Raw genomic sequence first — 12,217 nt, forward strand, 5'->3', positions numbered from 1 at the left:
GCCTTGCAGTTTGTTTTCGGCAGCCTAACACTGCTATTCGCTCTACTTGCTGTAGGCAACTTCACGGGTAATCATTCACTGCTGGTCTTTGCCGGTTTTGAAGGCATTATTTGTGGTGCTAGCGCTATTTATCTAGCAATGGCGGAAGTGCTGAACGAGCAATATGGTCGTACTGTATTGCCAATTGGTGAACCAAACCAAACGTTACAGGTACAACCGGCAGTTTAAGTATAAAACCGCCTGAAATGTTCAATTTAAGCACACGCTGAATGTTTGAAACTAACTAACATTCGGTGTGTGTTTATTTATTACAGCCAGATGATACTTAAGCCCCTGAGTTAATAGATTGCGTAATAGAAAACGCCCCATAACTTTATCATAATGAACTATTGAAAAATAAATAAGGTAAAAATACAGCTTCATTATATAATCTCCGTGCCGCGACAATAACCCATACTTTAATTAACAAAGCTAAGGGGATGTCAATGAATATAGTCATAAAACTATTTATCAGTATTATATTAATAACATCTACATCTGTTTACTCCAATGACAGCGTCTGTTTTTATACAGAAAATAATTTCGAAGGTGACAACACCTGCTTATATTCAGGTCAACAAGTCGATCTATACGCTGAATTTAAAAAATCATTTCATACCGAATCGGACCCCAAAATTATTGATAACGATAGTGTTGAATCAATAAACATCCCCTTAGGAATGATGGCAACAATCTATAAAAATGATAATTTCAGCCCTCCATTCTTCACATTAACAGAGAGCATTAATGTAAACCAGTTAAAGCGATTACGGATGAGAACCGAGATAAGCAGCTTAAAAGTATCAGAAAACAAAAAGCTCAACTGTAATATAAACTGCACTATTTTTAATACACATAAAATAAACCTCCCCGAAGCCTTTGGTCAATACTGGCACGATGATCGATTGCTTAATAAGCAAGTGATACTTATCCTCAACAGTAAGTACTATCGAAAGATTGAAGGGTATAGTATTAACTTACTTAATGGCCCGAACATCAACGTGACTGAAAATGAAATTATTTTCTCCGACTACGCTGCAATTAATCAGTTCAACTTTGAATACAATAAAAATGCTAATGAACTCGCCTTTATCATACAGCTAAGTGGTGACTTCGTTCAGTTCCAATATATCCAAACACAGAAAAAACAGCTAGTTGATATATCACCAATTGTCTCTTTCAAATGGTTAAAAACAACCAATATCAACCCGGAAATTATTATTGAAAATTACAATTATAACGATGTACCTGTAATTATAAACAGAGCTATACTGACCGCTGATACTGGCGATAAAAATTGGGGGAAAAGAGATTTATCTCAAACGAGTAAGGCAATGTGTTCATTCACACCCTTCCTTAATATTTATAACTACATTACCCATGGAACCTGTCAGCAATTAGATGGCATTATATTTAATACAATAGATTACTTTAACCATAGTACAAAAGAAAAAACATTACATATCGCTGGTGAGAGTCGACCACTAAAACAAAAAGATTTAGCAAAAATAAGTAGCGATAAAGTCGATGAAAACATTGACGATAATTACATGACGCTACGTTATATCGATAGTACTAACCACCACCAATCATTAAGTCTACCGGCTGTCGCCAAAACCTGTGGAATGTCGATTTACGTATTAGTAAGCTCCCGCCCTAATCGTCAAGGCAGACCACCTTGTATTGATTGGACGCTGGATATCATGACCGACTTTACCCTGCTATTCGGCCATGACCTGCAAACCTGGAATTCAGAATATTTTGGCAAGGTTGTCAATTCAATCATCAGAACAGGGAGCACTGGAGTCGTCGTAGAAGATTCAGCATTAGAACAACGATTCAGTAATGCTATCAGAGAAAAGGTTACCGATAGAAGCACCGGTAATCCCCTTGCTCAGATTAAGACTGCATTCGATTACGCTCAATTAAGCTATCTCATTCATACTGCTTATTACACATCTCATGACATGCCGAGCCAAGTAGAACAGTTACCACTTGGTATTTATGAGCTATTACTCGAAACATTTGTATATAAGCCAACCACACCAATGGTTATTGAAAATGGTGAACAAATCCCACAACATGATTTAAATTTTGAAATAGACATAATCGCGACGCCAACGCCCGAAGAAGCAGCGAAGCTTTCTGCTGAGGAAATTGAAAAGATTCGTGCTTCGCGAGAAGAACTCACGAATATTATCGAGCAATGGTCTGAACGATATCAAGGTTCTCATATTGTTGATCTAGACGCCAACACTGATACCGCCGCCGTATTAAGTCAAATTTTACATGCTGGGCATATTGTGACTGGGATTATTCACCGCAGGTTAATCATTAAGCGCCCTGGGGAGATTTATGTCGTTGTCAAATTCCGAGGAGAAACTGTCGCCATCGTGCTGGCAGATCGTTTTAATAATCGAAATCAAGTTGAACTGGTCGCATCAGCGACGCTACCCGATTATGTACTCTCCCCAAATCGTGATGGGACAGTAAGAGGGGCGGGAACTGCTGCCGTTATTGCTTTAGCTCAATATCTACAGGAACAAGGCGCGGTTACATTATTCTCTGAAGTCATTTCTCAACCCTCAGCACGGGTTAAACAAAAGGTCGGGTTTAACTTCAAATCAGGATTTTAACTCACGTGACGAACACAAAAGCCCATAACCTTTAATTGAGTTATGGGCTTTTTTAAGATGGACTGATTTTTGGCAACGGAGAATAACTACCCCATCACCTTCTTCGTCAGATTAATTTTCACTTCGCTATTAATATCGTTACGCAGATAAACACCCAGCAGCAATCCAACCAACGAAAGCAGCAACATATAATAGGCTGGTGCCATAGGGGTAATCTTCATCAATAACGTCACTAAAATAGGTGTCAGACCGCCGAATATGGCATAAGCCACGTTGTAGGAGAATGATATCCCTGTGAAGCGAACTTCCGCAGGGAAAGCGCGCACCATCACATAAGGCACTGCCCCCACTAAACCGACACAAAAACCAGCCATCATGTAATGAGTAAACAATTGGGTCGGATCAGTAAGATTGGTGTGATAGAACGACCATGTGGATAGCGCCAGCATCAAGCTGCCGACAATAAAGGTTTTACTGGAGCCAAAACGGTCAATAGCAAGGCCCGCAATCACACAGCCACAAACTAGCGCAACAATTGCCAAACTGTTCGCCTGCAATGCCAATGCGGGCAGCACGCCAAACTGTTTTTGTAAGTAAGTCGGTGTCATTAAGATAACGACAACGATACCCGCAGAAAGCAGCCAAGTCAGCAGCATCGACACGACTACTTCTTTTTTGTAATTCACCACCACAGATTTCAACGGTAACTCATCTGCCAAAGCTTTGCGTGCCTGCATTTCTTTGAATATCGGCGTTTCTTGTAACCAACGACGTAAATACATCGCGAACAGACCGAAGATACCCCCAAGGAAGAACGGTACACGCCAGCCGCCGTCTAATATGGCCTGATGGCTAAAGGTGGTATTCATTGCCGTTGCAACCAGTGATCCTAATAAAATCCCCGCGGTCAAACCGGCAGTTAGCGTGCCACAGGCAATCCCAATACGTCGACGCGGTACATGTTCAGCCACAAAGACCCATGCACCAGGGACTTCACCACCAATTGCTGCGCCTTGTAATACACGCATAAAGAGCAGCAGCAGCGGTGCCGCAATACCGATAGAGGCGTAAGTAGGTAACATACCAATGGCCAACGTAGGTATGGCCATTAATAGAATACTGAGGGTAAACATCTTCTTGCGGCCAACCAGGTCACCAAAGTGGGCCATGATAATGCCACCCAGTGGACGGGCGAGATAGCCAGCAGCGAAAATTCCAAATGTCTGCACTTGACGCAGCCATTCAGGCATATCGACCGGGAAGAAGAGATCGCCAATCACCGCGGCAAAAAAAACGAAGATAATAAAGTCATAAAACTCTAACGCCCCGCCTAATGCCGCCAGCGTCAGTGTTTTATAATCTTGCTTATTCAAACGACGATTATGATTATGTTGTTGGGATGAGTCGCTTTGAGATGAGTTGTGTTCTTGAGACATATGACACCGTAGTAAACCAGAGTTGGGGAAGAAAAATATTTTCAGTCTTTCGTAAAGTAAATATGACTATACCGTACAAAATTCCCCACACTCGTATAATGGTATCTAATTCTACATAAACTTTTAATTTAGCTTTTTATATCGATAATGGCATTTTTCGGGCGAAAAGCCGCTACCACTTCCGCATTGGTCTCTATATAAGGTCCGTCCAGTAATTGGATGCAATAAGGGACACTGGCAAAAATACCCGCGACAACGACGTTCGACTGAGCATCCTTTACCCCTTCTAACGTCTCTTTGATTGATTTGGGTTGCCCTGGTAAGTTGATGATCAATGCTTGTTTACGGATAACCCCTACTTGGCGGGATAAAATAGCGGTAGGAACAAAATGCAAACTGATTTGACGCATTTGTTCGCCAAATCCAGGCATCTGACGATCGGCAATCGCTAATGTCGCATCAGGCGTAACATCGCGCCGTGCTGGGCCCGTTCCTCCGGTGGTTAAGACTAAATGGCAACCCATTTCATCCACTAACTCACACAATGTTTGTTCAATCAGTGTTTGCTCATCAGGGATAAGACGCGCTTCAATTTCAAAGGGAGTGCTTAGTGCACTTGCCAGCCACTCTTCCAGCGCTGGGATGCCTTTATCCTGATAAATTCCGCTTGATGCCCGATCAGATACGGACACTAAACCTATTCGTAATGTATTCATGCGACTACCTCGACAAAATGCCTTTATCTGGTCGAATGATAGCATAACCAAAGTGATTCAAGTGGGGCCGGACGGTAAACCTTTGCAATTGATGAACCAAGGAAAATACCGGTCTATGGAAGGAATAAGCGACTAAAGAATAGAAACAAAAAAGGCGGCTTGCGCCACCTTTTAAACAAATCCTGCGTATTTAGCTCAGATTACAGCAGGTCTGAAATCATCTTCTCAAGTTTGCCCTGATCGACAGCAAACTTACGAATACCGTCTGCCAGTTTATCAATCGCCATAGGGTCTTGATTGTGCTGCCAGTAGAATTCAGCTTCAGTCAATGGTGCTGGTTTAGCTTGAACTTCACCAGTGTAAGACAGTTTACGCTCAACTGGGCCTTCGCTTTCTGCCAGTTCTTTCAGCAGCGATGGTGCGATGGTCAGACGGTCACAACCGGCCAACTCAATGATTTCGCCCAGATTACGGAAGCTTGCGCCCATGACCACAGTCTTGTAACCGTGTTTTTTGTAGTACTGATAGATTTCGGTGACTGATACCACACCAGGATCTTCGTTTGGCGCGAACTCTTTTTTGTCGCCATTGGCTTTGTACCAATCAAGAATACGGCCCACAAACGGTGAAATCAGGAATACATTAGCTTCAGCGCAAGCACGTGCCTGAGCGAAGGAGAACAACAGAGTCAGGTTACAGTTGATACCTTCTTTTTCCAGTTGCTCTGCGGCACGGATCCCCTGCCAAGTCGAAGCCAGTTTGATCAGAATACGGTCATTGCTGATACCTGCTTCATTATAAAGTTTGATCAAGCGTTTGGCTTTTGCCACGCTGGCAACAGTGTCATAGGACAGGCGAGCATCAACTTCGGTAGAAATACGGCCAGGGATCAGTTTCAGAATTTCCAAACCAATATTGACGGCCAGCTTGTCAGTTGCATCCACGATCTGCTGTGCGTGATCGCTGCTTTGAGCACGAGCCCAAGCGACAGCTTCATCAATTAATTTGCGATATTCAGGAATTTGAGCAGCATTCAGAATAAGCGAAGGGTTAGTGGTTGCATCTTGCGGCTGATACAGTTTCATTGCCGCGATATCCCCAGTATCGGCGACTACAGTGGTGATTTGACGTAGGGAAGTAAGTTTATCGGTCATGTTGTCGTTTCTCGTCGTTTGTGCATGAACTTTTGGCATATCGAAAGTTTATATTGCTTAGAACAACTTTTATTACTTTGAAAGCGGTTATTACTGCGATTGCAATGTTAGCCATTTCGCAAGATAGGCGCTTTCGAAGCCCTGCCTTGTCTTGATAATAACATGCGTAAGCCTCGGTGCAAGGCAGTTAAACTGATTAAAAAAAGCGCAACCTTGCTGTTTCCAGTTCGCAACCGTTTTCGCCTTTCAAAACAGCTAGAAATCATCTGATTAATAGCAACTTCGTCCATTCTTATCGTGCTGAGACGATTTAGCTTATCGATATCATCGCTAATATATCCATCTAACCATAAAATTATTGGCAGCATCATTCACTTGCCAAGCTGCTAGCTAGCCTACAACGTCAGGTTCACTAGGGATACCTATCTTAGCAATCGCCTAATCTTCTTTTTGCTGGCGCGCGCTTTTTGCTACAGTGTGCTATCTGGATTAACAGGATGTCGTGATGCTTATTATTATCTCCCCAGCCAAAACCCTTGATTATCAAAGTCCATTAGCGACTAAAAAGTTTACTCAGCCTGAAATGTTGGATAAGTCACAAGCACTTATCGAAATTTGCCGCGATCTAACACCCGCACAAATCAGCAGTCTGATGGGGATTAGCGACAAACTTGCCGGCTTAAATGCCGCTCGCTTTAGCGAATGGCAACCCGACTTCACCCCCGAGAATGCACGTCAGGCTATTCTGGCCTTCAAAGGTGATGTTTATACCGGCATGCAGGCTCAAACATTCAGCGAAGCTGATTTTGATTTTGCCCAACAACATTTACGCATGCTTTCCGGCCTGTATGGTGTGTTGCGTCCGTTGGATTTGATGCAGCCCTATCGCCTAGAAATGGGGATCAAGCTGGCGAACTCGCAAGGCAAAGATCTTTACACCTTCTGGGGTGATCTGATTACGGAGAAGCTGAATCAAGCGTTGGCGCAGCAAGGAGATAACGTACTGATTAATCTGGCGTCTGATGAGTACTTTAAGGCGGTAAAACCAGCCAAATTGATCGGCTCAATGATTAAGCCGGTGTTTTTGGATGAGAAGAACGGTAAGTACAAAATCATTAGTTTCTACGCCAAGAAAGCCCGTGGTTTGATGAGCCGCTTTGTTATCCAGAATAAGCTCACCAAGCCAGAACAACTGGTTGATTTTAATCTAGAAGGCTATGAGTTTGATGCAGGATTGTCAGCGAAAAATGAGCTCGTCTTCAAGCGAGCCGAACAACACTGATTTTCTGGATGAATTCGACGGTTGCTTAGTTTGTCTTCGTCGGTAGCTTAATTCGTATTGTAAATGAATACACCGATGACAAATTTAAAAGGCCAGTGGCCTTTTAAATTTGATGAGCGAAAAGTTTAACGTACCGAGGCATGCGTCGCCGACGCCACTAGTCCGTTTTCCCTTCGCTCTACGGTTTAACAATGGCGGCCAGTTACTTTGGCAACGCCATTAAGAATGCCCGCATCTGCGCAAAGTCAGCAGGCAAATCGTGGGAAAGCAACGGTAATTGCGCCCGGATAGCCAGTGGCTTTGGTAACGGTAATTCTTGACCCAAAATTTCTTCGACGCTTTCTTTGAATTTTGCAGGGTGCGCAGTGCCTACGAACAGACCGAACTCACCATCTTGCAACTGATCACGCAGCACGCGATACGCAATGGCCGCATGGGGCTCTGAGATGTAACCCAGTTTTGCCATTTCACGCATCGTCTCTTTTGTCACTTCATCGCTCACTGCGCCGTGACCAAGATCCTTCAACTGCCAAACTTTGCGGCGATACAGCTCTTCGACGCGCGGCCAGTTGTTCGGTTGGCTGACATCCATGGCATTCGATAACGTCGAGACGGTCGCTTTTGGCTTCCATTCACCGTTAACCAAGAAACGTGGCACAGTATCGTTCGCATTGGTTGCAGCAATGAAACGCTTCACCGGCAACCCTAAAGATTTCGCCAACAGCCCCGCAGTCAAATCACCAAAGTTACCACTGGGTACCGAGATAACCAGTTGATTACGCGCGTCTTGCGGTAACTGGGCTACCGCTTCAAAGTAATAGCAAATTTGGGCCAGTAAACGGCTGATATTGATCGAGTTAGCCGAGTTCAAGCTCAACGCTTGCTTGAGCTCTTCATCATCAAAGGCTTGTTTCACCAGCGCCTGACAGGCATCAAAATCGCCATCAATAGCCACTGTGTGGATATTCCCACCCAGAGTACAAAACAGCTTTTCTTGCAGCGGGCTGATCTTGCCGCGCGGATAGAGGATCACCACGCGCACATTTTTTAGGCCATAGAAGGCATGGGCAACCGCGGCACCGGTGTCACCGGAGGTGGCCGTTAAGATAGTGACAGGTTGGTCGCCGGCGACTTCGGCTAGCATTTGCGCCATAAAGCGCGCACCGAAGTCTTTAAATGCCAACGTAGGACCGTGGAACAGCTCCAGTGAGGCGATATCGTTCTCAACTTGTGCCACCGGCGCTGGAAACTCAAAAGCGGCCTGAACACGTTTGGTTAAAACTTCAGGCGCAATTTCACTGCCAATAAAGGCGGACAAAATGCGGCTGCTGCGGGTGACAAAATCCAGATCCAACAGTTGGTCGATTTCAGATACGTCAAATTCAGGCAACTCTAGCGGGAAAAATAGCCCCTGCTGCTTACCCAGTCCCTGTTTGATCGCTTGCGAGAAGCTGACCTGCTCGTTGTGATCTTTAAGGTTATACAGTTTCATGCGTTATCCCAGTAGTCGTGCGCCTGCGGTATCCAGACGGCAAATATGAACAAAACCTTCGTCGTTTTGCAGGTAATGATTTTGCAGCCAGCTCGCCATACGCTGCGCGGTTTCAGCGTCGTTACAGACAGCAAACAATGTAGGTCCGGAACCAGAAATACCACACGCCAATGCACCGATATCCTGCGCTGCTTGTCTAGCGGCAGCAAAACCCGGCAACAATTGCGTGCGATAAGGCTCGGCGATCACATCTTTCATCATCTTGGCAGCTAAATCCGATTGCTGAGTGTGGCAGGCATGAATGAACCCCGCCAAATTGCGCCCATGTGAAATACAGTCTTGGCGGCGATACTGTGCCGGTAAAATCGCGCGCGCCTCAGCGGTGGAGACTTTAATGCCCGGATAGGCCATCACCCACAGCCAGTCGTTAAAGCCAGGAACTTCCTGACTGATGTAACCTTCTTGCTCAAGAATCAGTTGCATACCACCCAAATAACAAGGGGCGACATTATCAAAATGGACGCTACCAGAAACGCGCCCTTCCAGCTCGCCCATCAGGCCCAGCAACGTCACTTCATCCAGCGGCTTGCCACAGAATTCGTTCATCGCCATCAAGCCTGCCACCACCGAACAAGCACTGGATCCCAGCCCTGAACCAATCGGCATGTTTTTTTCCAATACCATTGCCACGGGGATGGTTTTGCCGATTTCCTGACAAAAACGCGCCCAACATTGATAAACGATATTCTCTTTCGGGTCATCAGGTAATTTACTGACAAAGCGACCTTCGTTGCGCAGGCTAAAACTATCAGCCGCCGTCACACTTACACAATCGCCAAGCAGGGTGCCATCAATTGGTGAAACCGCTGCACCCAACACATCGAAACCGACGCTGACATTACCAATCGATGCCGGAGCATAGATTTTAACCATATTTAAACTCCCAACTTCCATGATAATGTGCGTAAAAGATCAGCAAACACCCCTGCTGCAGTCACGTCATTACCTGCGCCATAGCCACGTAATACCAACGGAATGGGCTGATAATAGCGGGTATAGAAGGCCAATGCGTTCTCGCCATTTTTGACTTTGTACAGCGGATCGTTACCATCAACCGCATCCATCCGCACCTTACAACGACCATCCTCAATAGATCCTACATAACGTAATACTTTCCCTTGTTCCGCAGCATCCGCCACCAGACGAGTGAACTCCGCGTCCAAAGATGGCAAGCGGGCCAAGAAACTGTCTACGTCACCTGATGCATCAAAATTAGCAGGCAATACAGACTCGACCTCAATATCCGCCAGTTCAAGTTTGTACCCTGCTTCACGAGCCAAGATCAACAGTTTACGCGCAACATCCATGCCAGAGAGGTCATCACGTGGATCAGGTTCGGTATACCCCATAGCCTTAGCCTGCAAAGTGGCTTCAGACAATGTCATGCCTTCATCCAATTTGCCGAAAATAAAGGAGAGCGAGCCAGATAGGATGCCCGAGAAGCGCATCAGTTCATCACCCGCATTGAGCAGATTCTGTAGGTTTTCAATAACCGGCAGGCCCGCACCCACATTGGTGTCATACAAGAACTTACGACAAGATTTTGCCGCCGCCGCACGCATTTGGCGGTAGTAATTCATGGATGAGGTATTGGCTTTCTTGTTTGGCGTGACCACATGGAAACCGTCTGCAAGGAAATCAGCATATTGATCTGCAACGGCCTGGCTGGACGTACAGTCAACGATCACTGGGTTGAGCAAATGGTACTCTTTTACTAAGCGAATCAGGCGGCTCAAGTTAAATGGCTCTTGCACTTCTGCCAATTCGTGACGCCAGTTATCCAGCGCAATGCCATGTACATTGGTCAACATGGCTTTTGAGTTGGCGATACCACAAACGCGCAAATCGATATGGCGCTGTTTCAACCAAGGTTGCTGGCGATAGATTTGTTCAATCAATGCCCCGCCCACCCCACCAACGCCAATGACAAACACTTCTATCACTTGATCGGTGTTAAACAGCATTTGGTGGCAGACACGAACACCTGTTGTCACGGCATCGTTACTCACGACCACCGAAATGGAGCGCTCAGACGAGCCTTGAGCGATCGCAATGATATTGATGTTGGCGCGAGCGAGGGCTGAGAAGAAGCGGGCTGAAATCCCACGCAGTGTGCGCATACCGTCGCCAACCACAGAGATAATGGCCAAATGCTCCATCACATCCAGCGGCTCCAGCACGCCATCTTTAAGTTCTAAATAAAACTCTTCTTCCAATGCTTTGCGCGCGCGAAATAGTTCGCCTTGTGGCACACAGAAGCTGATGCTGTATTCAGAGGAAGACTGAGTGATCAGCACAACGGAAATGCCGCTGCGGGACATGACAGCAAAAACGCGAGCAGCCATCCCGACCATCCCTTTCATTCCTGGCCCTGAAACGTTAATCATTGCCATATTATTCAGGTTGGTAATGCCTTTGACAGGGAAACCGTCGTCGTCAGTGCTTTCGCCGCCAATCAGCGTACCGGGAGCTTGTGGGTTAGAGGTATTTTTGATTAGGCAAGGGATCTGGAACTGAGCGATTGGGGCTATAGTGCGAGGATGAAGAACCGAAGCGCCGAAGTAGGAAAGCTCCATCGCCTCCTGATATGACATCGACTTCAGTAGGCGCGCATCAGGAACAACTCGAGGGTCGCAAGTGTAAACCCCGTCGACATCCGTCCAGATTTCACAGCAATCAGCACGTAAACAGGCCGCCAATACCGCCGCAGAATAGTCGGAGCCATTACGCCCCAACACCACTAACTCACCCTTGTCATTACCCGCGGTGAAACCTGCCATCAGGATGATATGGTCAGTAGGAATATTGCTGGAACCAATACGACGCGTGGACTCAGTGATATCCACGGTAGATTCCAGATAGTGACCTTGAGCTAACAATTTCTCGACCGGATTAATCACGCTAACGCGATAACCTTTCGCCTGAAATACAGCTTCCATAATGGCAATGGAGAGTTTTTCGCCACGACAGATGATCGACGCATTGATGCTGTCCGGGCACTGCCCCAACAAGGAAATGCCGTGCAGAATGTGCTTAAGTTGCGCGAACTCCTGTGCCACCAAGGCTTTCAAGCGTTCATAGTCAAAACCGGGTTGAGTATCAGCCAGTCCACGTAATAACTCAGAAAAAATTCGCTCAGCATCGCTGATATTTGGCGAGATATCTTGCCCAGCGACCATTTTGTCGATCATTGCGACCAGATGGTTGGTAATTTTCGCGGGGGCGGATAACACCGTAGCCACTTGTCCCTGACGTGCATTACTTTCAATGATATCGGCAACCCGCATAAAGCGTTCTGCATTTGCTACTGATGTCCCGCCAAATTTCAGCACTCGCATTTCTGGTTCTCTCCCGCTTTCGCGCTTTTTTTTATCGCAAATTTTTTTGCAAAGATTTGATTGA

General features: G+C 45.9%; 9 protein-coding genes. 3 read left to right on the forward strand and 6 right to left on the reverse strand.

All coding sequences use genetic code 11. The features are described from left to right. Both BN68_RS10595 and BN68_RS10600 read left to right on the forward strand, forming a co-directional pair. Positions 1-228, forward strand: a 228-nt coding sequence (locus tag BN68_RS10595) for an acetate uptake transporter (protein ID WP_019211143.1), incomplete at its 5' end; no start/stop codon positions are given. A 257-nt stretch (positions 229-485) separates the two neighbouring features. Then, a complete protein-coding gene (locus tag BN68_RS10600; protein ID WP_019211144.1) occupies positions 486-2,675 on the forward strand; it encodes a hypothetical protein in 2,190 nt (729 codons plus the stop codon). An 86-nt stretch (positions 2,676-2,761) separates the two neighbouring features. On the opposite strand, the gene BN68_RS10605 is transcribed toward BN68_RS10600, so the two are convergent. The 3 genes from BN68_RS10605 to tal all read right to left on the reverse strand — a co-directional run bounded on the left by BN68_RS10605 (position 2,762) and on the right by tal (position 5,981). After that, positions 2,762-4,111: an MFS transporter gene (locus BN68_RS10605; RefSeq protein ID WP_019211145.1), complete on the reverse strand. Its 1,350-nt coding sequence runs from the start codon at positions 4,109-4,111 to the stop codon at positions 2,762-2,764. 128 nt (positions 4,112-4,239) lie between these two features. Next, a complete protein-coding gene (gene mog, locus BN68_RS10610; RefSeq protein WP_019211146.1) occupies positions 4,240-4,827 on the reverse strand; it encodes a molybdopterin adenylyltransferase in 588 nt (195 codons plus the stop codon). A gap of 200 nt (positions 4,828-5,027) precedes the next feature. Continuing rightward, the gene (gene tal / locus BN68_RS10615; protein ID WP_019211147.1) at positions 5,028-5,981 is read right to left on the reverse strand and encodes a transaldolase; all 954 of its coding nucleotides are present in this window, start codon (positions 5,979-5,981) and stop codon (positions 5,028-5,030) included. Positions 5,982-6,486: 505 nt separating this feature from the next. Here tal and yaaA point away from each other — a divergent pair. Continuing rightward, complete coding sequence (yaaA, locus tag BN68_RS10620) at positions 6,487-7,263, forward strand: peroxide stress protein YaaA (protein WP_019211148.1); 777 nt, start codon at positions 6,487-6,489, stop codon at positions 7,261-7,263. 202 nt (positions 7,264-7,465) lie between these two features. On the opposite strand, the gene thrC is transcribed toward yaaA, so the two are convergent. The 3 genes from thrC to thrA are packed head-to-tail and all read right to left on the reverse strand — an operon-like array spanning position 7,466 to position 12,153. Then, positions 7,466-8,755, reverse strand: coding sequence for a threonine synthase (thrC, locus tag BN68_RS10625; RefSeq protein WP_019211149.1), 1,290 nt, complete (start codon positions 8,753-8,755; stop codon positions 7,466-7,468). Positions 8,756-8,758: 3 nt separating this feature from the next. After that, positions 8,759-9,688 carry a homoserine kinase gene (gene thrB / locus BN68_RS10630; protein ID WP_042806635.1) on the reverse strand — a complete coding sequence of 310 codons (930 nt, stop codon included), beginning with the start codon at positions 9,686-9,688 and terminating at the stop codon, positions 8,759-8,761. Between the two features lie 2 nt (positions 9,689-9,690). Beyond that, positions 9,691-12,153, reverse strand: coding sequence for a bifunctional aspartate kinase/homoserine dehydrogenase I (thrA, locus tag BN68_RS10635; protein ID WP_019211151.1), 2,463 nt, complete (start codon positions 12,151-12,153; stop codon positions 9,691-9,693). Positions 12,154-12,217 lie beyond the last annotated feature (64 nt).

It is taken from the genome of Yersinia massiliensis CCUG 53443 (genome assembly GCF_000312485.1).
GTDB lineage: Bacteria > Pseudomonadota > Gammaproteobacteria > Enterobacterales > Enterobacteriaceae > Yersinia > Yersinia massiliensis.